This is a genomic window from Hydrocarboniphaga sp. FW305-C-57 (assembly GCF_058783045.1).
Window position 1 is genome coordinate 1 of sequence record NZ_JBYSYG010000019.1, and the last position, 23854, is coordinate 23854.

General features: G+C 64.9%; 24 protein-coding genes. 3 read left to right on the plus strand and 21 right to left on the minus strand.

The genetic code is table 11. From position 1 onward, the window contains the following. Positions 1 to 176: 176 nt before the first annotated feature. From AC3WUM_RS23995 to AC3WUM_RS24005, 3 genes are all read right to left on the minus strand, one after another. A complete protein-coding gene (locus AC3WUM_RS23995) occupies positions 177 to 476 on the minus strand; it encodes a YceK/YidQ family lipoprotein (protein WP_492413684.1) in 300 nt (99 codons plus the stop codon). A 207-nt stretch (positions 477 to 683) separates the two neighbouring features. Continuing rightward, a complete protein-coding gene (locus tag AC3WUM_RS24000; protein WP_492413685.1) occupies positions 684 to 962 on the minus strand; it encodes a hypothetical protein in 279 nt (92 codons plus the stop codon). A 315-nt stretch (positions 963 to 1277) separates the two neighbouring features. Continuing rightward, entirely contained in the window at positions 1278 to 1766 is a 489-nt protein-coding gene (locus AC3WUM_RS24005; RefSeq protein ID WP_492413687.1) for a hypothetical protein, read from the minus strand. A gap of 124 nt (positions 1767 to 1890) precedes the next feature. On the opposite strand from AC3WUM_RS24005, the gene AC3WUM_RS24010 reads away from it, so the two are divergent. Next, positions 1891 to 2781 (plus strand): integron integrase, encoded by an 891-nt coding sequence (locus tag AC3WUM_RS24010; RefSeq protein WP_492413688.1) that lies wholly within the window; start codon positions 1891 to 1893, stop codon positions 2779 to 2781. Positions 2782 to 3073: 292 nt separating this feature from the next. Here the strand turns inward: AC3WUM_RS24010 and fumC are convergent, their stop codons facing one another. From fumC to AC3WUM_RS24030, 4 genes are all read right to left on the minus strand, one after another. After that, positions 3074 to 4459, minus strand: coding sequence for a class II fumarate hydratase (gene fumC / locus AC3WUM_RS24015; protein ID WP_492413689.1), 1386 nt, complete (start codon positions 4457 to 4459; stop codon positions 3074 to 3076). Positions 4460 to 4641: 182 nt separating this feature from the next. Continuing rightward, positions 4642 to 7077: a TonB-dependent siderophore receptor gene (locus AC3WUM_RS24020; protein ID WP_492413691.1), complete on the minus strand. Its 2436-nt coding sequence runs from the start codon at positions 7075 to 7077 to the stop codon at positions 4642 to 4644. 111 nt (positions 7078 to 7188) lie between these two features. After that, positions 7189 to 8121, minus strand: a complete 933-nt coding sequence (locus tag AC3WUM_RS24025) for a FecR family protein (protein ID WP_492413693.1) — start codon at positions 8119 to 8121, stop codon at positions 7189 to 7191. Beyond that, positions 8118 to 8639 carry an RNA polymerase sigma factor gene (locus AC3WUM_RS24030; RefSeq protein WP_492413695.1) on the minus strand — a complete coding sequence of 174 codons (522 nt, stop codon included), beginning with the start codon at positions 8637 to 8639 and terminating at the stop codon, positions 8118 to 8120. Before AC3WUM_RS24030 ends, AC3WUM_RS24025 begins: the two co-directional genes overlap by 4 nt. A 235-nt stretch (positions 8640 to 8874) precedes the next feature. On the opposite strand from AC3WUM_RS24030, the gene AC3WUM_RS24035 reads away from it, so the two are divergent. After that, positions 8875 to 9270, plus strand: a complete 396-nt coding sequence (locus tag AC3WUM_RS24035) for a YbaN family protein (RefSeq protein WP_492413697.1) — start codon at positions 8875 to 8877, stop codon at positions 9268 to 9270. A 137-nt stretch (positions 9271 to 9407) separates the two neighbouring features. Here AC3WUM_RS24035 and AC3WUM_RS24040 read toward each other — a convergent pair whose 3' ends face one another. From AC3WUM_RS24040 to bfr, 14 genes are all read right to left on the minus strand, one after another. After that, positions 9408 to 10118, minus strand: coding sequence for an energy transducer TonB (locus AC3WUM_RS24040; RefSeq protein WP_492413699.1), 711 nt, complete (start codon positions 10116 to 10118; stop codon positions 9408 to 9410). Then, positions 10115 to 10537, minus strand: a complete 423-nt coding sequence (exbD, locus tag AC3WUM_RS24045; RefSeq protein WP_492413701.1) for a TonB system transport protein ExbD — start codon at positions 10535 to 10537, stop codon at positions 10115 to 10117. The genes AC3WUM_RS24040 and exbD overlap by 4 nt, the downstream gene beginning before the upstream one ends. Beyond that, positions 10534 to 11232 (minus strand): tonB-system energizer ExbB, encoded by a 699-nt coding sequence (exbB, locus tag AC3WUM_RS24050; protein WP_492413703.1) that lies wholly within the window; start codon positions 11230 to 11232, stop codon positions 10534 to 10536. Before exbB ends, exbD begins: the two co-directional genes overlap by 4 nt. Positions 11233 to 11278: 46 nt before the next feature. Continuing rightward, entirely contained in the window at positions 11279 to 11404 is a 126-nt protein-coding gene (locus AC3WUM_RS24055) for a hypothetical protein (protein WP_492413704.1), read from the minus strand. A gap of 223 nt (positions 11405 to 11627) precedes the next feature. Next, positions 11628 to 14048, minus strand: coding sequence for a TonB-dependent siderophore receptor (locus AC3WUM_RS24060; RefSeq protein WP_492413705.1), 2421 nt, complete (start codon positions 14046 to 14048; stop codon positions 11628 to 11630). Positions 14049 to 14158: 110 nt separating this feature from the next. Further along, positions 14159 to 15115: a FecR domain-containing protein gene (locus tag AC3WUM_RS24065; protein WP_492413707.1), complete on the minus strand. Its 957-nt coding sequence runs from the start codon at positions 15113 to 15115 to the stop codon at positions 14159 to 14161. A gap of 8 nt (positions 15116 to 15123) precedes the next feature. Then, the gene (locus AC3WUM_RS24070; protein ID WP_492413709.1) at positions 15124 to 15639 is read right to left on the minus strand and encodes a sigma-70 family RNA polymerase sigma factor; all 516 of its coding nucleotides are present in this window, start codon (positions 15637 to 15639) and stop codon (positions 15124 to 15126) included. A gap of 253 nt (positions 15640 to 15892) precedes the next feature. After that, positions 15893 to 16210 carry a DUF3325 domain-containing protein gene (locus tag AC3WUM_RS24075; RefSeq protein WP_492413710.1) on the minus strand — a complete coding sequence of 106 codons (318 nt, stop codon included), beginning with the start codon at positions 16208 to 16210 and terminating at the stop codon, positions 15893 to 15895. Next, positions 16203 to 17894 (minus strand): PepSY-associated TM helix domain-containing protein, encoded by a 1692-nt coding sequence (locus tag AC3WUM_RS24080; RefSeq protein WP_492413712.1) that lies wholly within the window; start codon positions 17892 to 17894, stop codon positions 16203 to 16205. Before AC3WUM_RS24080 ends, AC3WUM_RS24075 begins: the two co-directional genes overlap by 8 nt. 19 nt (positions 17895 to 17913) lie before the next feature. Next, positions 17914 to 18207, minus strand: coding sequence for an iron uptake protein (locus AC3WUM_RS24085; protein ID WP_492413714.1), 294 nt, complete (start codon positions 18205 to 18207; stop codon positions 17914 to 17916). A gap of 157 nt (positions 18208 to 18364) precedes the next feature. Next, positions 18365 to 20875: a TonB-dependent siderophore receptor gene (locus tag AC3WUM_RS24090; protein ID WP_492413715.1), complete on the minus strand. Its 2511-nt coding sequence runs from the start codon at positions 20873 to 20875 to the stop codon at positions 18365 to 18367. 129 nt (positions 20876 to 21004) lie between these two features. Next, the gene (locus tag AC3WUM_RS24095) at positions 21005 to 21958 is read right to left on the minus strand and encodes a FecR domain-containing protein (RefSeq protein ID WP_492413717.1); all 954 of its coding nucleotides are present in this window, start codon (positions 21956 to 21958) and stop codon (positions 21005 to 21007) included. 14 nt (positions 21959 to 21972) lie between these two features. Then, positions 21973 to 22506 (minus strand): sigma-70 family RNA polymerase sigma factor, encoded by a 534-nt coding sequence (locus AC3WUM_RS24100; protein WP_492413718.1) that lies wholly within the window; start codon positions 22504 to 22506, stop codon positions 21973 to 21975. Positions 22507 to 22681: 175 nt separating this feature from the next. Next, the gene (bfr, locus tag AC3WUM_RS24105) at positions 22682 to 23155 is read right to left on the minus strand and encodes a bacterioferritin (protein ID WP_492413720.1); all 474 of its coding nucleotides are present in this window, start codon (positions 23153 to 23155) and stop codon (positions 22682 to 22684) included. A gap of 174 nt (positions 23156 to 23329) precedes the next feature. Between bfr and soxR the strand changes: the two genes are divergently transcribed. Further along, positions 23330 to 23812 carry a redox-sensitive transcriptional activator SoxR gene (soxR, locus tag AC3WUM_RS24110; protein ID WP_492413722.1) on the plus strand — a complete coding sequence of 161 codons (483 nt, stop codon included), beginning with the start codon at positions 23330 to 23332 and terminating at the stop codon, positions 23810 to 23812. The last annotated feature ends 42 nt before the right edge of the window (positions 23813 to 23854 follow it).

Genomic DNA, 23854 nt, shown 5'->3' on the forward strand with positions numbered 1-23854 from the left:
GATTGCATGCAGAATCAGCAGCGCCTTACGTGCCAATTCAGTCGACTTCTCGGGCTTTTTCTACAGCCTCAACGCCTGCGATCAGCCGCGGTTACGCCGCACAGCACCGACCCCGAAGTGCTCGACCACGCCATGGGTGGCGTAACCGTCGCCTGCATCAGCTGGTTGGGCGACACTTACTCCCTACCTACGACCGGCTCGGTAAGCGTGTACCAAGCAGAGAACGGCAGAAGGAGCGTGTCGCCGACGAAGCTGAGAGGAAGATCGGCCATGGGATAAGTGGGCGCCTCGATACCAAACCGTTGAAAACGAGCCAGAGAGTCCTGATCCGACTTGAGCGCAGCTACATTGAGCCGTGTACCGCCATAGATTTTGGGGCTTCCGACATGCGCGTTGTCTGCAGTGCGCACCGTGGCGCAGCCGAGTGATAGACAGCTGGACGCCAATACAACTGATGCAACAAAGGAATGGCGCATGAAAATGCTCCTATAGCAATAACCCAAAGGATATCTCTTGAACTCAGGCCCATGTAGCCGACGTGGCGCCCAACGCCCCAATTCACCCGCGGCCTTGCCGGCGCGAAGCGGAGGCGAGGACGTCGGAGTGGAATTGATTGTTGGGCTGAAACAGCACCTTCATTGGTGGGGCTCAGTGATTATGGCCGCCATGACCTTACCCGACTCCTAATTGACATACGTGGCAGGGAATTTATCTCCGTTTGTAGCCGCAGACCCGACAATTTTCCATTGCGTGCCATCTAAGATCGCAGTGTACGGCTCGAAACGAGCAATCTCTGAAGCCGCGAAGGTTCGGCCGTACGTGCCATTGGCATTGAACTCAGCCCAAGCATCTCTGGCTTTTGAGATGGCTTCTTCAGGAGTGGCAATTTTCATTTGAGACCCTTGCTGCTCGCAACCAACCGCCAGAGTAAGGACAACGGAAATTGCGGCGAGAACTCTCATTCTGTTTTTTCGGCCCAACGCCGAAGCTCAGGCGCGGCGAAGCCGTCGCCTGGAGTGCCTTGTTGGGCCGAACTGAAGCCTGATGCCGCGAAGCCAAACCCGCTTGGCTGACTGGAACTGAGCTTGAAGATCACCACGTCACCTCGCCGAAGCTGATCTCAGGAAAGCACTTTGCTTGATGCAAGGAACGGAACCAACGCAGCTTCCGAACCGAGCAAAAGTTGATGACACTGCAAGCCTGGAAAGAGCGTGAAGCTGGCGGCGGTTAGCCCAGAACAAGTCCACTATTGTCTTGTGACTCACGCGGCCCAACGCCTAGCTCAGCCGCGGGCCGGCTTCTTGGCCCGCCGGCTGGAGCGACTTGTTGGACGCACTAGCCGAACGGCGAAGCAGAAGTAGAAGGATGACGGCCGCAAAATTAACTCCAAGGCCCCACCGATCTGGGCGGGCGATATTAAGAATGAACTCGCTGCCGATATTGAAGAAGAAGCCAAAGTTGAACGGCGGGTAGTACGATGCAGAAAGGGTGAAGCCAGCCGACAGCCTGTATGTAACGAGAGGCGACGTTACCCATGGAATCTGTAGCCACAAGGCAGGACCGACTCTGTAGATTTCATCTGGGTACGCGCATGCACGAAGCCCTGCATAGAAGATGCAGCCGAAGATACCGACCGCCACGGCGAGCACAATAACGGACCCAACTCCGGAAATGCCGCGAAGAAGCGTGCCGACGCACAGCGAGAGGCCCATGAAGCCACCGCCAACCGTGGCCGTAATCAACAACAAGCGCAGCCAAGTTCTCATAGCGTCCAACGCCAATTAGTTGGAACAACGCTGCGGCCTAATCTGGGAACTGCGCCGCATAACCTGGCCGCCAAGATTGATATCGTCTTCATTACTTTGAAATTTCCCTTGGCGGGAGGTTGTTATGCGGGATCAAAACGCCGCTCCATTGAAACTCGTCGATCAGTTCCGAAACAAGATTCGAACGCGGCATTACAGCTACCGGACCGAACAGACCTACTGGAACTGGATTAAACGCTTCATCTTGTTTCACGACAAGCGTCATCCGCTCGATCTCGGAATCATGGAGGTCGAAGCCTTCCTTTCGAGTTTGGCGGTCGAACGGCACGTTGCGGCGAGCACCCAGAATCAGGCGCTTGCCGCCATCATGTTCTTGTACAAGGAAGTTTTACTGTTGGAGCTTCCGTGGCTGACCGAGGTGGTCCGCGCCAAGAAGCCTCAACGCCTGCCCACGGTCTTGAGTCGGCCCGAAATCGAGAAGCTACTGGCGGCCGTCGGCACATCCAATGCCGCAAGTCTGGTCGTCCGCCTTCTCTACGGTACCGGCATGCGACTGACCGAAGGTCTGCGGCTGCGGGTCAAAGACATCGATTTCGATCGACTCCGCATCACGGTGCGTCATGGGAAGGGCGGAAAGGACCGGATCACGATGCTGCCCGCCAGCTTGGCCGGCCCGCTGAAAGAACGTGTCGAAACACGGCGGGCCATGTACGTCGCCGACAAGGCCCAGAACCAAGCCTCCGTCTGGCTCCCGGATGCGATCGCAACCAAGTATCCCAATGCGGCGACCGAGTGGGGCTGGCAATACGTCTTTGCCGCTTCCAGCTTGTCTGTCGATCCGATCAGCGGCGAGATTCGTCGCCATCACATCGATGAGTCGGTCACCGTGGGCTACAACTTTCTCAAACTGGCTGGCAAAGGAGAGGGCCTGGACGAGGCGCTCAGCCAGATTTCGGTGCGCTTTCAGCGCAAGCGCGCCAACAAAAAGACCTCGCCGGAATCGTCCGAGACCTGATTGGGGTCGCCGGCCATGCTCGCGAATATCGTCGTTGATACTCGACACCATCTTGGGGCGCGGTTGAAGGTCCGGGGTATCAACGCCATGCCTCGGCAGCTTCATCGTTGATACTCCGCTGTATCAACCGAGATACAGCGATGCATCACCGGCATAGTTCCCGAGCATCAGCGGTGATTCGTTGCGGGGCGCCGGTGAAGGTGGCCTGCATGGATGGCGATCCATCGTGGGGCGCGGTTGATGCTCGGGACCCTCACGGCCGATCTGAGGTGATCAAATCTGGAAGATCGAATCAGCGCCCGACCATGTTGCCCGGCACCACCCACTGGTCGAACTGCTCGCCGGTCACATGGCCTGACGCCACCGCAGCCTCACGCAAGCTCGTGCCTTCCTTGTGCGCTTTCTTGGCGATGTACGCGGCCTTGTCGTAGCCGATGTGCGTGTTGAGCGCGGTCACCAGCATCAGCGAGCGATCGACGAGTTCCTTGATGCGTTCGCGATTCGGTTCGATGCCCACCGCGCAGTGATCGTTGAAGCTCACCATGCCGTCGGCCAGCAGGCGCACGCTCTGCAAGAAGTTGTGCGCCACCATCGGCCGGAACACGTTGAGCTCGAAGTTGCCCGACGCGCCGCCGATGTTGATCGCCACGTCGTTGCCCATGACCTGCGCGGCGAGCATCGTCACCGCCTCGCTCTGCGTCGGGTTGACCTTGCCGGGCATGATCGACGAGCCCGGCTCGTTCTCGGGAATGCTGATCTCGCCGATGCCGCTGCGCGGTCCGCTCGCGAGCCAGCGCACGTCGTTGGCGATCTTCATCATGCTCGCCGCCAGCGTCTTGAGCGCGCCGTGCGCATGCACGAGCGCATCGCAGCTGGCCAGCGCCTCGAACTTGCTCGGCGCCGTCACGAACGGCAGTCCGGTGATCTGCGCGAGTTCGGCCGCCACCGCCTCGGCGTAGCCTTTGGGCGCGTTGAGCCCGGTGCCGACCGCGGTGCCGCCGAGTGCAAGTTCGCACAGATGCGGCAGCGCATCGCGCACGTGACGTTCGCCGTGCGAGAGCTGCGCCACCCAGCCCGAAATTTCCTGGCCGAGCGTCAGCGGCGTCGCGTCCTGCAGATGCGTGCGGCCGATCTTGACGATGTCGTCGAACTCGCGCGCCTTGCCGACCAGCGTCTGCTTGAGCTTGGCGATCGCCGGCAGCAGCTTGTGCGTGAGCGCGTCGACCGCGGCCACGTGCATCGCGGTCGGGAACACGTCGTTGCTCGACTGGCTGCGGTTGACGTCGTCGTTCGGATGCACCTTGCGGCCTTCGCCGCGCTCGCCGCCGAGCAGTTCGCTCGCACGGTTGGCGATGACCTCGTTCATGTTCATGTTGCTCTGCGTACCCGAGCCGGTCTGCCAGACCACCAGCGGGAACTCGTCCGGGTGCTGGCCCGCGATCACCTCGTCGGCCGCTTTGACGATGGCCTCGGTCTTGGCCGCGTCCTGCAGGCCAAGCGCCTGATTGACGCGAGCCGAAGCGCGCTTGACCTGCGCGAGCGCGCGAATGATTTCACGCGGCTGCTGCTCGCCCGATATGTCGAAGTTCTGCAGCGAGCGCTGCGTCTGCGCACCCCAGAGCTTGTCGAAAGGAACCTCGATGAGGCCGAAAGTGTCGCGTTCGCTTCTGGTTTTCATGTCGTGGCTCGAATGAGGGCTGGCCTTGAACATCTTGATGCAAGGTCTCGATGGGAGGCCAGCATACCCAAGGAGCGATGAACGTGATCCAGACACGGCCGTCGCCCGTGTCGAGCCCATGTCGAGCCCATGTCGCCCCATGTCGCGCCATGCATCGGCGGCGCGGCGCCGGTCCGATGCGCTCAGAAATTGCCGCGCAGCGTCACCGCATAGCTCATCGGCTCGCCGTAGCGATTGCCGCCCGTGAGCAGGCCTAGGCGCTGGTAGTAGCACTTGTCGGTCAGGTTGTTGCCATTGAGCGACAGATTCCAGTGATCGTCGAGCTCGTAGGCCACGCGCGCGTTGTAGATGGTGTAGCCACCGTGCTCGATGCGCGTGCTGTCCGCGAGGTTGTAGATATCGCTCTGCGCGAGCGCGCCGGCACCGAGGCTCCAGCGAGCCCAGTCGCCCGGCAGGCGATACGTGCCCCAGAGCTTGAACAGGTTCTTCGGCGTGGTGGTGCGAAACGCCCGGCCTTCGTTGCTGCTCGGCTCGCCCGTGCGCGTGCGATCACGCAGGAACTCGGTCTCCACGTAGGTGTAACCCGCGGTGAGTTCGAGACCGGCGACGACCTGTCCGGAAATTTCGGTCTCGAAGCCTTGGCCGCGCACCTTGCCGCTGGCGATAAAGCAATCTCCCGTGCCGCCCGCAGACGCCGGACACGGGAAGGGAGCTTCGGGATCGACCATTGCGCGATTGGTTTCCTCGACGCGGAACACCGCGAAAGAGGCATTGAGCAGACCGTCATAAAACTCGCCCTTCACGCCCGCTTCGTAGTTGGCGCCCACCACCGGCTTGAGCGCCGAGCCGTCGACCGAAAAGCTGGTGTTCTGCACGCGAAAGATGTCGGAATAGCTCGCGTACGCGGACCACTGATCGGCAAAGTCGTAGATCAGTCCGCCGAAGGGCGTGAACACGTCGCTCTCGCGCGTCTTCGCGGTGCTCGACGTCGCATAGGTGTGGGTCTGGTTCTCGGCCGAACTCAGGCGTCCGCCGAAGATCAGCTTGAGCGGATCGGCGACGTTCAGGCGCACGGTCGTATAGGCGCCGCTCGCGAGCGCCTTGGTCGACGTCGCCGCAGGCGTCCAAGCACCGAGCGATGGCCGCGGAATGGCATACGGATCGAAGTCGAAGATATTGGTTTGCGAGATGTCGGGCCTGGCGCCCGCTGCGGTACGGCTGCGTTTGCTGTTGACCTCCGACCAGGTGTAGCCGATCACCACGTCGTGGCTGCGGCCCAGCAGATCGAAGTCGCCATTGAGCACCGCGTCGTAAGCCTGGTATTCGCCCGGCGAGTAGCTGTCACCGATGGTGGCGCTGTAGTTCGGGCCGGCCAGCGTTTCGGGGTCCACCGCACCGGTGGTGTTGATCGTCAATCCGCCCTGCACGCGGTTCTGCACGTTGCCGGCCAGGCGCAGCGTCCAGCGGTCGTTGAAGCGATGATCGACGCCGCCGAAAAAAGTATCGACGTCGGTGTAGTAATCGTTCCATATCGGCGCCATGCCGCGCGAGGACCGTGGCAGATGCAGGTCTCTGCCGTCGGTGTAACGCGGCAGGCCGATCGGCGAAAAGTTGCCGTCGTAGCGCTCCATGCTGCCGCCACCGAAGATCGTCGTGCCGTCGGCGATATCCGCTTCGATGATCGAGTACACCGCCGGCTTGCGCGAGGTTTCGCCATCGATGAAGGTTTCCTTGTCTTCATACGTCACGACGAGTCGGCCACGCACGCTCGCATCGCCGTTGAGCGGGCGGCTCGCGTCGAGTTCGACGTAGTTGTTGTTCCAGCGGCTGCGGCGCATCACCGCGCTCAGTTGCGGCTCGGATGTCGGACGCTTGCGCACGAGATTCACCGCGCCACCGGCCGAGCCCGCGCCGTAGACCAACCCGGCCGAGCCACGCAGGATCTCCACGCGATCGTAGAACGCGAGGTTCGGCACGTAGCCCGCATAGGCATTACCGACGGCCGGCATGCCATCGATCATGTTGTCGGTCAGCGTGAAGCCGCGTGCCGTGTAGCTGATGCGATTGAAGTTCGCCGTCGACGGGCTGATGCCGGTAGCCATTTCCATCGCATCGTCGAGCGTGACGAAGTTGCGATCTTCGATCTGCTGGCGCGTGATCACGCTGACCGATTGCGGCGTCTCCCGCAACGACAACGGAAGGCGCGTACTGGTGCTGGCCTGGCGCGTCGTGTACGAGCCGCTGCCTTCGGTCGTCGCGGTGCTCGTCGACTCGACCTTGACCGCGCCGAGCATCACCGCGTTCGCAGCCGGCGGAGCGGCCTCGACGAGCACGGTATTGCCGTCGATGCGCAGCGTCAGGCCGCTACCGGCGAGCACCTGGCGCAAGGCATCGGTGGCTTCGAACGAGCCTTTGACGGCGGGCGCCGATTTGCCGGCCACCAGCTGGCTGTCGACGAGCAGCGTAAGCCCGTCCTGCGCCGCGATCTGCTTGAGCGTCTGCGCGAGCGGCTGCGCGGGCAGATCGAACGACACCGGCGCCGCCTGCACTGCGCAGGCGAGCAGCAGGCTGGCGGCCGCGACCTGCAGGCGCGGCTTGAACGTCGAAAGGGACGGCATGAAGAGCTCCGAATACGGCGTGAGTGGGAAACCGGTCGCGATTACCCACTGACGCAGCGAGGACGCAATCTCCTGATGCCTGTCGCTACCTTGTTCGAAGAATCACGCGAGTCAGCGTGCCAGCAGCCAGGTTTCACCGTCGTGCTGCTGCACCACCACCGGCGCGATCGCCGGCAACACGCGCAGAAAGCTTTCGATGTCCGCCACTTGAACGACCGCCGTCACTCGCGGCTCGGAGCGCAGCGCGGATGCGACGCGCACCGGCTGGCTCCGATGCCTCGACAGGCTTTGCGCGACTTCGGCGAGCGTCGCCTCGTCGAATACCAGGCTACCGTGCTGGAAAGCGAACGCATCTTCCGCGCGCTTGTTGCTCATGCGCAGGATCGATGCGGCATCCACTTCGGCGACCTGGCCCGCCGTCAGCAGCAAGCCCGGCGTCACCGAATCCGATTCCACGCTCACGCGGCCGCGTTCCACGCTCACGCGCGTGGATTCGTCCAAGCGCGTCACCGCGAAGCGCGTGCCGAGTACGCTGACATGGGCCGCGCCGCCATCGACCTCGAACGGTCGCTGCGCGTCGCGTGCGACGTCGAAGATCGCGTTGCCCGCTTCGAGCCTCACGTGGCGCCCGCCACGCGTGTAACGCACGGTGGCGACGCTCGCCGCATCGATGACGATTTCGCTGCCGTCGGGCAGCAAAATCTGGCGCATCGGACCGGCGGCGATCTCGAGTTCGTACTGCGGCCAGTGCGTCCAGGCCTGCTGGCCGGCGATGGCGCCGACGACCATTGCGATCAGCGCGAGCGCTCCGGCGCGCAGGCGACGCTGCGCCCCGCGCTGGCGATGCGTCATCGCGCGCGTCATCGCCTGTAAGCGTGGCGTCGATTCGAGATCGGACCATAGATCGTCGAACGCCGCGTATTCGGCCGCATGCTCGGGGCTCGCCATCAGCCAGGCTTCGAAGCGGCCCCGCCGCGGATCGTCGGGCTCGGCGTTGCGCATGCGCCCGAACCAGAGCGCGGCCTCGCGGCGGACGCGGCTCACGAGAGCAACTCGCGCGCCGCGCGCAAATCGATCAGGGCGCGCATGACGTGACGCTCGACCATGTTCACGCTCATGCCGAGCTTTTGGGCGATTTCGGTCTGCTTGTAACCTTCGACGCGAAACAGCCAGAACACTTCGCGGCAGCGCGTCGGCAGGCCATCAAGCAATTTCTGCAGTGCCTCGAGGCGCTGACGCAGGTCGGCGATCTGCTCCGACGACGGCGCGGCCGGCTCGGCGAGCGTGACGACGCTGTCGATGTCGACGCCGTCGTCGTCATGTTCGTAACGAAACGCAACGTAGCGAACCGAATCGCGCAAATGATCCGTCAGTACCGAACGCGCGACCGTGCGCAGATACGCCTGCGGCTCGGTGATGGCATCGCGCTTGGGCGTCAGCGCGTAGCGCAGCAGCGAATCGTGCAGGACGTCGTGTGCGCGCTCGCCGCAGCGCGTCTGCCGGACGATGCTGCGCAACAGATCGGAATAGGCCCAGCCCAGATCGACACCACACCAATTCACGCCGCCGCTCCCGACAGTCAGGCCGGACCCGCCCGGGTCCGTGCCTTCGGAGGGTCGGATGACCCGCCATCAATTGATAATCATTATCATCATCTGAGGTTCTGCTCACAAGCTGCGATAGCCTCTTGCCCACTGCGCGGCAACAGCCGAGCATTGCCTTCTTTACGCCAGAGCTTCGCAACGGGTGCCCCCTGAGACAGCCAGCCAGCGACACGAACGAGGCCAGAGCCCGGTCGTGATTCGCTACCTTCTGATGGCCCTCGCGGGCCTGAGCCTGACGCTCGGTGTCATCGGCATCTTCGTGCCGGGCATGCCGACCACAGTGTTCGTGCTGATCGCCGGCTGGGCGGCGGCGCGTAGCTCGCCGCGCTTCCACGCCTGGCTCGAAAACCATCCGCGCTTCGGCCCGATGCTGCGCGACTGGCGCGAGAACGGCGCCGTGAGCCGCCGCGCCAAGTGGATGGCGACGATCACGATGAGCATCAGCGCGGTGATCCTGTGGTTCACCGCGCCGAAGCCGTGGGTCCCGCTGCTCGCCTGCGTCGCGATGGCGAGCGTGGCGATCTGGCTCTGGCGGCGGCCGGAGCCGGGCCCGGAAACCCTACTCCCGCCGGAAGAAGGTGGCGCGTAGCGCCGGATGCGGGAGTCTCGGCAATGCCGAGCTTCGCTATGCCGGCGGATATCCCTCACCCTCGGTCTCTCCCCCGGAGGAAGAGGGACGTCCAATCTCAGCTCGCTCGGTGGGCGGGTCGAGACTCGACGAAAGCGCTAGTTCCTGCGCAGCGAGAACTGGATCGGCACCACCGCTTCGAGCGTGTCGTCTTCCATCTCGGGCGTGAAGGCCGGCAGCGGCTGGGCGCGTTCGAACAGGGCCAAGGCCTCTTCGTCGAGCGCCTCGTAGCCCGAGCTGCGCTCGAGCTTGGCGCTCAGCACCTTGCCTTCGCGCGTGACCACGAAGCGCACGTATGGCAGGCCCTGCTGGCGACGGCTGCGCGCCTGGCTCGGGTAGCGCTTGTTGCGCGCCAGATGCGCGAGCAGCAGGCCTTCGTAGGTGATCTTGGCGCTCGCCGCGCGCGGGTTGGCCGGCGGAGGAGCCGGAATGGCCGGCGCGGTCTGCTCCACTGCCCGCTCGGGCTGTGGCGGCGGTTCGGGCGGAGCCGGTTCGGCGATGTCCGAAGGCGGCGGCGCTTCGACCTTGGGCGGCGTCGGCTGCGGAACCGGCTTCGGCACGGGCTTGGGCATTGGCGGCTCCGGGGGTGGCGGCTCGGGCGGCGACGGCTCTGGCTCCGGCGGAGCCTCGGGCACGAGTTCGATCATCAGCGCCGCGGGCGGCTCGGCGATCGGGTGCACAGCCGGACGCCATTGCGAGGCCGCGATCGCGCTGCCGAACGCCAGCAGCACGACGACCGCGCTGATGGCCCAGCGGCGCCGCTCGGCCCTGGCGTGCTGCGCCTCCCATTCGCTCAGCGCGAGACTCACTGCGAAACCGCCTCCAGCCCGACCAGGGCGAGCTTCAGATAGCCCGCGCTGCGCAGCCGGTTCATGAGCGCCATCAGATCGCCGTAGTTCACGGTCTCGTCGGCGCGCAGGAAGATCACTTCTTCCTTGTTGCCTTCGGTGGCGTGGTCGAGTGCTTCGGCGAGCGCCTCCTCGGCGATCGGCGTATCGCCGATCGACAGCGTCAGATCGGCCTGCAGGGTCAGGTACACCGGCTGTGGCGGCTTGACCTGCGGCTGCGCATTCGAACCCGGCAGGTTCACCGGCACGTCCACCGTCGCGAGCGGCGCGGCGACCATGAAGATGATCAGCAGCACCAGCATCACGTCGATGAACGGGGTGACGTTGATCTCGTGGTTCTCGGTGAGCTCGCCGTCGCCGTGATCGAGCTTGGCGCTCATGGGCGATGCGCGCGATCGAGGTCGCGGCTGACGAGGTTGAGAATCTCGGTCGAGGCATCGCCGAGCGAGGCGCGATACACCGCGATGCTGCGCGCGAACACGTTGTAGATGACCACGGCCGGAATCGCCGCGAGCAGGCCGAGCGCGGTCGCGAGCAGCGCTTCGGCGATGCCCGGCGCGACGACCGCGAGGTTCGTTGTCTGCGACTTCGAGATGCCGATGAAGCTGTTCATGATGCCCCAGACCGTTCCGAACAGGCCCACGAACGGAGCGGTGGAGCCGATCGTCGCGAGCACGCCGGTGCTGCGGTTCATGCGACGGCCGAGCGCGGCTTCGATGCGGCCGAGCGTGGCGGCGACGCGCTCCTTGATGCCTTCGGCCGGCAGGCCGGCGGACTGCGTGGTCTCCTGCAGCGCGGCGCTCGCAAGCGGGGCGATCGGGCCGTCGGTCAGCACGCTCTGCGCCTCGGCCAGCGACGGTGCCGAGCGCAGGCCGTTCAGCGAGCTCTGCACGCGGCGCGAATTGGCGCGCAGCTCGATGAGCTTGGCGAGCCAGATGGTCCAGGTCACGAGCGACGCGAACGCCAGGCCGAGCATGACCAGCTGCACGACGATGTCGGCGGTCAGGAACATGTTCCAGGGCGAAAGATTGTGCGGCAGCTTGCCGACTTCGGCGGCGGCGGAATCGGAAATCAAATCACTACTCCAGAAACGTGGGACGGAAGACGAGAGACGTCATCAGTCAGACGCCGACGGCGGCGCCAACGACAGACAAGGGCAACAATACGCAGGCCGCCGTGGTCAGGCGGCGCAGCGCACAGGTCAACGACAGCGAGACCGGCAAGGTGGCGGCCTTGGGCGAAGCCACCCATAGCCACCGAGCCGACCTGCCAGCGGCTGCGACCGAAACCGCGATCAGCCGCAGCTAGCCGATGATACGCAGACCGGTCAAGGCTCGATCCGAGGCGTTTTTCCGGGCTGCCGGCCGCGATAGCGCGACCCCGGGCGCGACCTGGACCTTTGCTGCTATGACGGACGAGCCGGCAAAATCCCGTATGTCCGATCGACGGGAGTGACGCCTTACCCCATCCTCACCACTGCGCGCGAAGCGTCAGCATGAAGCTGCGCGGTGCACCGTAGAAGTTCTGGCGGCCTTCGTAGCTGACCTTCTCGTAATACTTGCGATCGAGCACGTTGTCGGCGTTCACGGCAACCGATAGATGCGAGTTCAGCCGGTAGCCCGCCTGCAGCGACAGCACCGCGTAGCCAGCGGCCTCGAAGCGCCCGCCGTTGTAGTTGTAGAACGGGCTGAGCGCGCGCAGGCCTCCACCGACATCGAGTCCGCTCAGCGCGCCGTCCGCGAACGAGTACCGGCTCCACAGCGTGAACGTGTGCTTGGGCATCGCCGGTGCGAACGACTGGCCCTCCTGATCGTCGTCGCTGCGAAGGATCTTGGTTTCGAGGTACGCATAGCCGGCAGTGAGCTGCCAGTGCGCCAACGGCTCGCCGCTGATCTCGGCCTCGAAGCCTTGGCTGCGCACCTTGCCTGCAGCGACCGAGAACTGATCGTCCTGCGGATCGGGCAGCGCCCGGTTCCGATCCTCGATGCGGAAGATCGCCGCGTGCGTGTTGACGCGGCCATCGAGGAATTCTCCCTTGAGGCCCGCTTCGACCTGTTCGCCGGTGCGCGGATCGATCTGCTTGAGCGCGCTCGTGCGCGCGTTCTGCGGCACGAAGATTTCGGAATAGCTCGTGTACACCGACAGCGATTCGCTGAAGTCGAACATCACTGCGGCGTAGGGCGTGAGCTCGCCATTGGCGTCGTACTGGCCGTCGGTGGTGCCGGTTTCGCGATCGCGCGTCCTCGAATCCCACCAGGTCAGGCGCGAGCCCAGCAACACGCTGAACGCATCGGTGGCACACAGGCGCGCACGCGCATAGCCGCCGTATTGCTCGTTCCTGGTATTGGTGGCCCCGTACCCGCCGTAGACGAGATCGGGCTCCTCGGTGTGCCGGTTGTAGCCGTTGATGTTCGAAAGACTGCCGGGCGGATCGTAGCGGTAGTTCTTCGAAATCGGCGTGCCACTGTCGCTGGTCCGGTAGTCCGCGCCGACCACCAGATCGTGCGCACGGCCAGCGAACTCGAACGGCAGGCTCAGGAACAGATCGGCCGAGGTGTCGTCGAGCTCGGTGTAGTAGTAGACGTTCTGCAGCGTGAAGCTGCCGTCGGCGGCGACCGCGCTGGTCGGACGCGTGCCCGCATAGAGCCTCGAGCGGTCGAGGTGGCGCACCGACAGTTTCACGAGCCCGCCACCGTCGAGGCGATGCTCGATCTCGCCGAAGTAGTCCGCGGTGTCCATGTCGAGCACGTTCCAGTCGGCGATGTAGGCGGTCGAACGCGGCACGTCGAGCAGGCTCCGGTCCTCATAGGTCGGCAGGCCCTGGGCGATCACGGAATCGATCTTCTGCCAGTAGGCACCGACCGACAGCGTGGTGTCCGGCCGCAGGTCGTATTCGAGGGTGCCGTAGCCGAGCTTCTTCTTGCCGAAGACCCCATCCAGATACGAATCGCGATCGTCCCATACCAGCACCGCGCGGCCGCGCAGCCTGCCGCTCGCGTCGAGCGCCCCGGTGACGTCCGCCTCGGCCCGATAACTGTCCCAGGAGCCCGCGCCGAGCAGGCCCTTGACCTGGGTTTCCGCGAGCGCCCGCTTGCGGGCCAGGTTGACGAGCAAGCCGGGTTCGCCCGCACCCTGGAACAAGCCAGCCGCTCCACGCTGGATCTCGATGCGGTCGTAGATGGCCAGATCGGTATCCGCCATGTTGGCGTTGTACTGCACGTTGATGCCGTCGAGCTGCACGGTCTCGGCCGAGTAGCCTCGCGCATTGAAGGCGTTGAAGTAGCCCGCACCGTCGAAGCGCTGCACGTTGACGCCGGTCACGTACTTGAGTGCATCGGGCAGGCTGCTCAGATTCTGGTCGTCGAGACGCTGCCGGGTGATCACCGAGACCGATTGCGGAATCTCGCGCAGGGACTCCGCGCTCTTGCCGAGCGTGACCGCCCTGGCCGTGTAGGAGCCGCTGTTCTCGGTCGCGATGACCGGGGCCATCGTGTCCTGCACCTGCACCGCCTGCATCATCACCGCCGATTGCGGGCGAGGAGCTTGCGGAACGAGCGTGAGCGTGCCGTCCGGCATGGCGCTGAGTTCGAGCCCGCTGCCGACCAGCGCGAGGCGCATCGCCTGCTCGGGGGTGAAATCACCGCTGAGCGCCGCGGCGTTCTTGCCGCGCACGAGCTCGGGGGCGAACGACACCGTACGTCCGCCCTCGCGCGCGATGCGCATCAGCGTGGCTTCGAGCGGGCCGGCTTCGATCTCGTAGCGCTGCGTCGTTTGCGTGATGGCGCTGCCTTGCGCGAACGCCGGCGCGGTCGACGCGCCCAGGCACAAGGCGATGGACAGCACGGTCCTGGAAAACAGCGCCGCATGGCGCGGCCGCGAAAGCAATGACACGGTGACTCCCCTTTTCGTTGCGGATCAGCGGCCTTCGAGGACCGTTATCGGCTATGTGCAACGAAGCGGGAAAAGTGACAGTGCTTCGCTCGATATTTTTTGGGCGCCGCTCAGCGCAGCGCGATCGTGGTCCACAACAGATGCGGACTCACGGTGACCGGCAGGGTCTGCTCGATGGCGCGCAACGCGCGATCGCCGCCGCGAGCGTCCGGCTCGATCGGGAACAGGCCCGAGACACGCAGCCGTGCAGCTTCGGCGGCCAGTCGGAATCGCCGGCTGCGGTAGCGCTGCAGCTCGTCGACGAGCTCGCCGAGGCTCACGTCATGCACTTCGATGAAGCCCGATTCCCAGGCCGTTTCATTTGCCTTGACCGCTCCTGCCTCGATGCTCCGCGCATCGAAGCGAGCGCCCTCACCCGCCGAAAGCCTGTGCACCTGCCCTGCCGCCGTGCGCAGTTCCACTTGCGAATGCAGTACGAAGACGCGGCTGTGGTCTTGCTCGCGGCGCACCAGGAAACGGGTTCCGAGCGCCCGCACGCTGCCGTGCACGGTGCTCACGACGAACGGCCGCTGCGCATCGGCCGCGACGCCGACGATGAATTCGCCGGCAAGCAGCTGCAGCTCGCGCCGCTGCGCAGAGAACGCCAGATCGACCCGGCTCCGCGAATTCAGCAGCAGCTGGCTGCCGTCTTCGAGCGTGAAGCGACGCTGCTCGCCCGTGGCGGTGCTCATATCGGCATGATGCAGATTGCGCTCGACGACCCAGAGCCCGGTGGACGCACCGGCCAACGCGAGCGCACCGCGCATCAGTCGCCGCCTCGGCGGATTCGACAGCATGCGACGCAGCGGCTGCGCATCGCCGCCACGGCGGATCGCGCCGGCCGCCGGATCGAAAGTCGCGCGTAACGCCCGCTCCAGTCTTCTGACCGTCTGCTCGTGTACCGGATCGGCCTCGAGCCAGCGTGCGTAGGCCTCGTGCTCGCCCGCGCTGGCCTGTCCCGAGCGCAGCAGGCTCATCCACTCGATGGCCTCGTCCACCACCGTGCCGGCCGCGCCGGTCGTGCTCATTCGGATGCTCATTCGGCCATCGCGAGGTAGCAGGCACGCAATCCCTTGGCGACGTACTGCCGCACCATGCTCGCGGAGACTCCGAGCCGCTCGCCGATCTCGGCGTAAGTGAGCCCGTCGAGCTGGCTGTGCAGAAACGCAGCACGGGCCTTCGGCGACAGTCCGGACAACAAGCGATCGATGTTCAGCAAGGCTTCGAGCACGAGCGCCCGCTCCTCGGCCGAGGGCTCCAGGTGTTCGGGCAGGCTCGCGAGCGCTTCGAGATAGGCCTGTTCGAGATCACGCCGGCGCCAGACCTCGAACAGCAAACGCTTGGCGATGGTCGTGAGCAAGGCACGCGGCTCACGAATTTGCGCCGGGTCACTCAGGGAAACGACACGCGTGAACGTCTCGGAAGTGAGGTCCTCGGCATCGAAGCGGCAGCCCAGGCGCTGACGCAGGCGGCCGAACAGCCAGTTGCGGTGTTCGCGGTAGATCGCCTGCAGGGTCTGCTGCCGCGCAACGACTGCGGATGGGGCCGACATTCCACTCACTACTTGAGAATAATTATCATTATTCTGGCATTCCGCCCGCCGACCTGCCAGTGCCCGGCACTTGCCTGGCGCGTCGCCAAGTCGAGAACACGCTCGGCCGTTCCTGCCTGAAGTCCGTCTGCCGCCCGCTTGCGTCAGGCGCCAGCGCTTTTTCTTGATCACCGAACCCGGCAGCCGCGCCAGCCACCCGCAAGAACGCCCTTCGGCGCTCTTCTCAGTTTCACGCAGTGGCTCTTCTTCTCCGCTACCTCGCCCAAACCACCAGCCAGGCCAGCAGTCGCGGCCTCCAGCTCAGCGTGAACGTGATCGTCAACGCAGCCGCAGCGAGCGACATCACCCAGACCAGCACCGCGATCGACGGGTGATCGGCCGTGAAGCACAGTACGAACGACAGCAGCAGCGCTGCGAAACCGAGCGCGCGCAGAACCCGCGTCGCCGCGGCCGAGCTTTCGGAATCGTCGCCGCGCACCTGCTGCCAATGCACCTTCATGCCGAGCGCGAGCCAGGCCATGCCGCAGATGCTGCTGAGCAGCGCGGCGCCCAGCAGGACGAACTCATGCATGGGCGGCCTCCATCGCGTCGCGCTTGGAACGCGCAGCTGCAGGCACGGCGAGTTCGGAGCGACGCAGCTTGCGGGCCGCATAGGTGGCAAGGCCGGCAGTGACGAGCAAGACCAGATCGAGCCCGGCGACCGGCCAGTAGCCGTCACCGATGGTCTTGAACAGGTGATCGCCCGTGGTGATCCAGTTAAGCACGGGCGCGGCGACGCAGAGCACGGCGATCGCCCAGCTCTGTTCGCGCCAGGCCGGCGACAGCTTGGCCTGCGCGACCGGAGCACTGCGCCAGAACGCGTGCAGCAGCGCGATCAGCCAGCTTGCCCAGAAGATGCGCTGCTCCCATTCGCCGCGCAGCGGCAGGTCTTCGGGCAGCAGGCGATTGGCGACGAGAATGGTGGCGGTGGCGATCAGCATGCCGGTCACCGTCGTCACCGCGAGCGCATCGACCCAGCGCACCGCGCTGCTGCCGCTCTTGGCATGCTGGCGCTTGCGCTTCTCGACGAAAAAGATGAAGCCCGTGGCGATGCAAACGCAGCCCGCGAGTCCGCCGAGCACGTAGAACCAGCGCAGCAGCCAGTGGCGGAAATGCTGCAGATGCAGGCCCGTGAGCCAGTCGTCGATGCCTTCGACCGTCGACGGCGGCGGCGCCTCGCGAATGACCTCGCCGGTGCTCGCGCGGAAGTAGATGCCCTGCCCGGTCAAGGTCACGCGATCGGTGCCGGCGCGGAAGATGCTCACGTAGCCGTTGGCGTCGCCCGCATGCGTGATGCCCAGAAAACCGACTTCGCCGGCCATGCCGCGCTCGGCCCAGCGACGCTGCGCCTCGGCCACCATCGTGTCGATCGAGGCCAGTGGTGCTTCGACGCCGGCCGGATCGTGCGGCAGGCCGGTTTCCTGCTCTTCGAGTTTCTCGTGCGCCTCGGCCTGCTCCTTGAACATCGAGCCGGTCACCGGCAGGTAGATGCCCGCGAAGATCACCAGGCCGGTGAACGCGAAGAAAAAATGGAACGGCAGCGCGACCACGCCGGTGAGGTTGTGCAGGTCGAGCGCGCTGCGCTGCGTCGCCTTGTTCGGGCGAAAGGTGAACAGCTCGCGGAAGATCTTGCGATGCATGATCACGCCGGTGACGAGCGCCGCACACATCATCAGCGCGGCCAGGCCGACGATCCAGTAGCCCAGGTTCAGCCACTCGAAATGCAGGCTGAAGTGCAAGGGGTAGAAGAAGCGGCTGCCGATCTTGAGCTTGTCGTCCGAGATCAGCGTGCCGCTGCGCGGATCGATGGTCGCATTGCCGAACACGTGCACGTGATCGACACCCGGATCCTTGGGTTTGTTCGGCACGTCGAAGCTGGCGAACATGTTGAGCACCGGATCGCGATGCGTGGTGTAGGCGCCGAAGTCGCTCGCGACCATCTGCTCGCGCGGCGGCAGCTCGCCGATCACCCGCTCCTGCGCGTTCCGGTAGCTCTGTTCGCGCGGCTCGATGCCGCGGAAGATCGGTAGCAGCAGCTTGTCGAAAGAGGGCATCAGCTGCGGCTCGTAGCGCGTCTCCGGGATCGCCCAGCGGTCGATCTCGCGATCGAACACCGACAGCGCACCGAAGAAGAAGCAGGCCATCAGCACGTAGCCCAGCACGAGGCCGAACCAGGTATGCAGCCAGGTCATCGACAGACGAAAGGAGGACAGCATCTCGAATGCTCCGAAACGATCAGGCCAGCGAGCGCGTGAGCCACCACGCCGCGGCGGTCATCAGCGCGCCGCCACCGGCCAGCACGAGCCAGACGCGCGCCAGGCTCGCAGCCGCGAAAGACCACAGGAACGCGCCGAGATAGACGAGAAAGGCGAGCAGGAAAGCCAGATGCTGGCTCTCGTGATAATCGCTGCCGGCGGCGAGGCCGAGCGCGATCACCAGGCTCGTGAAGCCCCAGGTGAACGCATAGCCACCGAGCAGGCTCGCGGCGACGCGGGAGGTGATGGGCAACCAGGACAGCGTATGCGTCATATCGAACGACCGATCCGTGTACAGACAATTCATTGACGGATCTGGTCGCGATAACCCTGATGCGGCAAGCGTGCAGCCGACCGATCGGTCAGGCGACCAGATGGAGATTTTTGGTTCTGGGTCGCCCTGACTGGCTGAGGCTTGCAGCCGCAGCATCTCAGAGCTTGCCGCGCACGCTCACGAGGACGTTGCGGGGCTCGCCGTACCAGTCATTGCCGTCACGTTGGCCGACGCCCGCGTTGTAAACCTTGTCGAAGGCGTTGTTGACGTTGAGCGCGAGCGACCAGGCCGGCGAGAGGCGGTATTCCGCAAGCCCGTTCCAGACCGCATATCCGCCCTGCTCGGTTCGATAGGGGCTACCGGTCGCCCACGAGGTTCCGGTCTCGTAGGCGCTGCTCTGCACGGTGGCGCCGAGGCCGAGCTTGACCGGCGCGAGCAGGCCGGACAGCTGCCAGGTGTTCCAGAAGCGCAGCATGTGCTTGGGGGTGATGCTGCTGTAGACGGCGTCGTTGTCGCGCTCGTTCTGGTTTTCGTTGTAGATGTAGCCGGCCGAGATCTGCCAGCCCTGCATGAGTTCGCCGGCGATTTCGGTATCGACACCCTGGCTGGTGACTTTGCCGATCTGCAGGTAGCAGCAGGTAGCCCCATCGATCGGAGGATTCGACGAATCCTCCGCCACCTCGCCGGTGCGCTCGATGCGATATAGCGCGAACGCCACGCGCAGCGCGCCGTCCGCAAGCTCACCCTTCACGCCCACTTCGTAATTGCGGCCGTGGATCGGATCCGCCGGCGAACCCGGCGGCGGCCCGATACGGCTGCCCGCCTGCGACTTGTCGATCTGGGCCATGCTGGCGTAGCCCATCCACTGTGGAGCGAAGCGGTAAAGCAGGCCTGCGTAAGGCGTGAAAATATCGCGGTCTTCATAACGCGTGCTGCCGCCATACCAGTACGTGCCGTCGGTCCTGTACACCTCGTAGTCGTCCTGATAGTCGTAACGACCGTAGCGAGCTCCGATCGCGAGCTTGAGCGGATCGAGCAGCTCGATCAGCAGCTTGGTGTAGAACGAGCTGCGCTTTTCTCCATAAGGACCATAGTTGTAAGTCGTGCGCGAGCCGATCGGGTTCGGAAACACCGACGGATCGAAGTTGTCGACGTCGATGCTGTCGGGCAGCTCGCCGTCGAATTCGACGGAGTTGTAGTACTGCGTGCCCCGGTTCTGGAAGCGATCGAGACCGACCAGCAGCTCGTGATGGCGGGCCAGCCAATCGAAGGCGCCGTTCAAATGCACGTCGAAAGCCTTGCGACGCGTCAGGTAGCCGTAATCCCAGGCGAAGGGCGAAGCGCCTTCGTGCGTCTGCGGATCGATATCGCCTGCGACGCCGCCGAGCAGCTCCCAGCCTTCGCGGTCGATGTCGGTATAGCTGGTCTGCACGCTCCAGTTTTCGTTGAAGCGATGCTCGATGCGTGCGAACAGCTCGCGCGTCTTGAAGTTGCCGTCGTTCCAGCCCGGAATCAGCGAAGTGCTGCGCGGCAGATGCGCGGACGAGCCGTCCAGCAGGCGCGGCAGGCCGCTGTAGTTGGCCGAGCGATCGCGCCGTTCGTAACTGCCGCCGACGGTCAGCAAGGTCGACGACGTCAGATCGGCTTCGATCGTCCCGTAGACGAAGCGATTGAGATCGTCGGCGCGGTCGTAGAAGAAATCGCGATCGAGATAGCTCGCGCTCAGACGCCCACGCACCGCACCGTCAAGCGCCAGCGCACCGGTGACATCGGCCATCGCGTAGTAATCGTTCCAGCGCCCGGCCTTGGCGAACAGCTGTACCTGGTTTTCCGCGAGTGCAGGCTTGCGCACGAGGTTGATGCTGCCACCCGGTTCGCCGGTGCCGGCATTGAGTCCGTCGGCTCCGCGCACGACTTCCACGTGGTCGTACATCGCGAGATTCGGATTGAAGAAATTGCCGTCGTAAGCACCGCCCGTGGAGACACCATCGATCTGCACGGTATCGATCGTGAAGCCGCGCGAATAGAACGCCTCGGGCTCGCCACCGCGGCCCTGCAGCGCGATGATGCCGGGCGTCTGCGCGATCACATCGGCGACGCTGACGAGCGCCTGATCGTCGATGCGCTGGCGCGTGATGACGGTGACCGTTTGCGGAGTCTCGATCCAGCTCTGGCCCTTGCCGAGCGAGATCTCGCCGCTCGTGTACGACTTGCTGCCTTCGGTGATCGAGCTGCGCTCGGTATCGGCCTGAACCTGCACGGCCTGCAACACGGTGACTCCGCCGGCCGGCGGCGCGATCTGCTTGCGCAGCAGGTAAACACCGCCGTCGCCCCGCACCGCTTCGAGTTGCTGTCCGGAGAGCAGCTGAGCGAACGCTTGATCGATGCTGTAGCGCCCGGACAAGCCCGGGCTGCGCTTGCCCTCGGTCAGCTCGGGGCCGAACGACAGCGTGATGCCCGCCTCGCCCGCGAAACGGCCGAGCACTTCGCCGAGCGGACCCGCGTCGATCGCGTAGTCGTGCAGCCGGCCCTGCGCGAGCTCGGCCGCGTGAACCGGCGCAGCTTGCAGATAAGCGAGACTCAGCGCACCCGCGAGCAGGGCACCGAAGCGATGGCGCTTGAATGGAAAGCCAGCCGACTCACGCGGCGATTCGAACCCGGACGACATGCGAAAACCCCTGATCTTCTTTCGTTATGGAAGGCCCGCCACGCGGCGGGCTTGCCGGTAAGTCGAACGAAAATCGAAAAGGGACAATCGGAGCGTGGAAATTTTTCGAATTTTTCCGCGCAGCTTCGATCAGGCCACCTGGGCGCCGATGCGAACCACCACGCGACCGGTCCAGCGCGTGCTGCGGCTCAGGACGATCGGCAGGGTCTGCGTCAACGCGGCCAGCGCCTGCTCGAGCCGGCGCAGCGGAAACGCGCCCGAGACACGCAGCCTGGCGACGGCCTCCTCGCAGATCAGCGCCGCGGTCTGGTAGCGCCCGAGTTCGGCGATCACCTCGGCCAGCGTCCAGTCGTCGACGATGAGCTGGCCCCGCGTCCAGGCGATGTCGGCCTCGTCCGCAGGCCGAGCGGGATCGATGCGCTCGGACGTGAAGCCCAGCTGTGCACAGGCCCGCAGCGCATACGGCTCGGCGAGTTGCCGGGCGCGCACTTCCACCGTGCGATCGAGCACGAGCAGGCGCGTGGCCTCCGCCTCGCAACGCACCGCGAAGCGCGCCCCGAGCGTGCGCAGCTGGCCTTGCGGGGTTTGCACGATGAACGGCCGCGCGATCGGTGCCGGATCGGTCACCGTCTCGACGAACAGCTCGCCGGCATGGAGCCGGACGAGGCGCTGGCGTTCGTCGAACTGCACGTCGGCCGCACTGGCGGTGTTGAGCAGCAGGCGGCTGCCGTCCGCGAGCCTGAGTTCGCGCTGCTCGCCGATCGCGGTGCGCTGCTGCGCCGTCCATTCGCTCCAGGGCAGACGGCTTCCCGCCATCCAGGCGCTGCCGCTCGCCAGGCCGACGCCGGCGAAGCCGCGCAGCACCGCGCGGCGTTGCAGATCGGGCTTCCCGGCGATGCGCAGGGTGCTGACCGAAAGCTCGCGCGGCAGGCTCTGGAAGCGTCCACGCAGGGCTTCCACCTGCCGCCAGGCGCGCTCGTGATCGGCGTGCGCACGACGCCAGGCTTCGAACGCGGCGCGCTCGGAATCGCTGCAATCGCCCGAACCGAGCTGCGCATACCAGCCGGCGGCGCTTCTGATCACGGCTCTGTCCACGCTCAGCGCTCCGCCGACGCATCGAGACCGAGCGCGAGCAGCAGGCAGTGCTCCATCGCCTTGGCCATGTACTTCTTGACCGAACTCACCGACACCCCGAGTTCGAGCGCGATTTGCGCATAGGTCAGCCCTTCGAGCTGCGACATCAGGAAGGCGCGCTTGGCCTTGCCGCCCAGGCTGTCGAGCATGGCGTCGATCTCGACCAGGGTTTCGAACACCAGCGCCCGCGTCTCGGGCGACACCTCGGCCGGCTCGGGCATCGCGGCCAGCGCTTCGCAATAGGCCCGTTCGAGCGAGCGGCGACGAAAGTGATCGACCATCACGCGCTGCGCGATCGTGGCCAGGAAGCTGCGCGGCTCGCGAATGGCGGAAGCGCTGCGCTGGGCCTCGGCCGATCCGATCAGGCGAACGAAGGTGTCTTGGGCCAGATCGGCCGCGTCGTGGCCGTCACCGAGCTTGCGGCGCAGCCAGCCATGCAGCCAGCCGTGGTGGTCGCTGTAGAGCGTATGCAGCAGGTTCGCAGCGGACTCGGTCATGTCTCAGCAGGCTCGAAAGCGAGGCCCTGGCTGAGAAAAACTGGCTGAGGCTGGAGGCCTTGAAGTCTACAGTGTCGGCAGCCCGGAACTGAAGCCGCTACCACGGCAGTTACAAAAAGGGCCGCCAGCTTTCGAGCCAGGCGGCCCCTGGATTCAAACCATCGTCAAGCCGGGATCAGCCGATCGCAGCCTTCATCTGCACGTAGTTCTGCAGGCCCATCTGCTCGATCAGGCCGAGCTGCTGTTCGAGCCAGTGCGCGTGATCTTCCTCGGTGTCCTTGAGCTGCGGCAGCAGCAGGTCGCGCGTGACGAAATCGCGCTCACGCTCGCACAGGGCGATGGCTTCCTGCAGGTTGTTGCGCACTTCGTATTCGGTCGCCAGATCCTTGCGCAGCATTTCCTCGACGGTCTTGCCCGAGGTGAACGGCAGCGGACGCATGTCCGGATCGCCGTCGAGGAACAGGATGCGGCGGATCAGCACGTCGGCGTGCGCGGTCTCTTCCTGCATCTCGTGATCGAGCCGCTCGTAGAGCTTGTGCAGGCCGAGATCGTTGTAGCGACGCGAGTGTATGAAGTACTGGTCGCGCGCCATGAGCTCTCCACGCAGGAGATTTCCAAGACACGCCACCACCGCCGCCGAAGCTTGCATGACATCTATCCGCTGAAAAAATATGCGCGCAGTATGCCGAGTCGAAAAAAATCATGGCGAAACGCCAAACGCAGCGATAAGTGTTCTCATACGGCCTGCTCACCTGCGATCAGCTGATCGCAGGACACCGAAGCTCGCTTGAACCCGAACTTCGTCCAGGATTAAGGTCCCGGCATGTCGACCGAATTGCTGACGATCACCCAAGTCTCCAGGCGCAGCGGTGTCGCGGCGTCGGCACTGCGCTACTACGAGCAGCTCGGCTTGATTCATTCCGAACGCGCGGCCAGCGGCCATCGGCGTTATCCACGTCATGCCTTGCGGCGCATCGCCTTCATCGTGTTCGCGCAGCGCATCGGCCTGACACTCGAGGACATCGGCGCCGAACTCGAACGCCTGCCCGCACATCAGGTGCCGACCGGTCGCGATTGGGAGCGGCTCTCGGGCAGCTGGAGCCGGCACATTGAAGCCCGCATCGCCGAATTGGAACGCCTGCGAGCCGGTCTCGGTGATTGCATCGGCTGCGGCTGTCTCTCGCTCAAGCGCTGCGCGCTCGTCAATCCAGGAGACCGCGCGGCCCGCTATGGGCAGGGTCCCTATATCTGGAACGCAGCCGAGCCCGAAGTGGACTGCGCCAAACCAGGCAGGCCGCGACGCTGACTTCGATCGCTGATCACCGCGTTGGAATCCTTCGCAAAAACA

What these genes read in the sequence shown, in the direction of transcription:
- AC3WUM_RS24065 (WP_492413707.1), bottom strand. Translation starts at nt 15,115, where the DNA reads ATGAGCACGACCGGCGCGGCCGGCACGGTGGTGGACGAGGCCATCGAG.
- AC3WUM_RS24000 (WP_492413685.1), bottom strand. Translation starts at nt 962, where the DNA reads ATGAGAGTTCTCGCCGCAATTTCCGTTGTCCTTACTCTGGCGGTTGGT.
- AC3WUM_RS24005 (WP_492413687.1), bottom strand. Translation starts at nt 1,766, where the DNA reads ATGAGAACTTGGCTGCGCTTGTTGTTGATTACGGCCACGGTTGGCGGT.
- exbD (WP_492413701.1), bottom strand. Translation starts at nt 10,537, where the DNA reads ATGAGCGCCAAGCTCGATCACGGCGACGGCGAGCTCACCGAGAACCAC.
- bfr (WP_492413720.1), bottom strand. Translation starts at nt 23,155, where the DNA reads ATGCAAGCTTCGGCGGCGGTGGTGGCGTGTCTTGGAAATCTCCTGCGT.
- AC3WUM_RS24020 (WP_492413691.1), bottom strand. Translation starts at nt 7,077, where the DNA reads ATGCCGTCCCTTTCGACGTTCAAGCCGCGCCTGCAGGTCGCGGCCGCC.
- soxR (WP_492413722.1), top strand. Translation starts at nt 23,330, where the DNA reads ATGTCGACCGAATTGCTGACGATCACCCAAGTCTCCAGGCGCAGCGGT.
- AC3WUM_RS24010 (WP_492413688.1), top strand. Translation starts at nt 1,891, where the DNA reads ATGCGGGATCAAAACGCCGCTCCATTGAAACTCGTCGATCAGTTCCGA.
- fumC (WP_492413689.1), bottom strand. Translation starts at nt 4,459, where the DNA reads ATGAAAACCAGAAGCGAACGCGACACTTTCGGCCTCATCGAGGTTCCT.
- AC3WUM_RS24080 (WP_492413712.1), bottom strand. Translation starts at nt 17,894, where the DNA reads ATGCTGTCCTCCTTTCGTCTGTCGATGACCTGGCTGCATACCTGGTTC.
- AC3WUM_RS23995 (WP_492413684.1), bottom strand. Translation starts at nt 476, where the DNA reads ATGCGCCATTCCTTTGTTGCATCAGTTGTATTGGCGTCCAGCTGTCTA.
- AC3WUM_RS24070 (WP_492413709.1), bottom strand. Translation starts at nt 15,639, where the DNA reads ATGTCGGCCCCATCCGCAGTCGTTGCGCGGCAGCAGACCCTGCAGGCG.
- AC3WUM_RS24075 (WP_492413710.1), bottom strand. Translation starts at nt 16,210, where the DNA reads ATGCATGAGTTCGTCCTGCTGGGCGCCGCGCTGCTCAGCAGCATCTGC.
- AC3WUM_RS24090 (WP_492413715.1), bottom strand. Translation starts at nt 20,875, where the DNA reads ATGTCGTCCGGGTTCGAATCGCCGCGTGAGTCGGCTGGCTTTCCATTC.
- AC3WUM_RS24100 (WP_492413718.1), bottom strand. Translation starts at nt 22,506, where the DNA reads ATGACCGAGTCCGCTGCGAACCTGCTGCATACGCTCTACAGCGACCAC.
- AC3WUM_RS24085 (WP_492413714.1), bottom strand. Translation starts at nt 18,207, where the DNA reads ATGACGCATACGCTGTCCTGGTTGCCCATCACCTCCCGCGTCGCCGCG.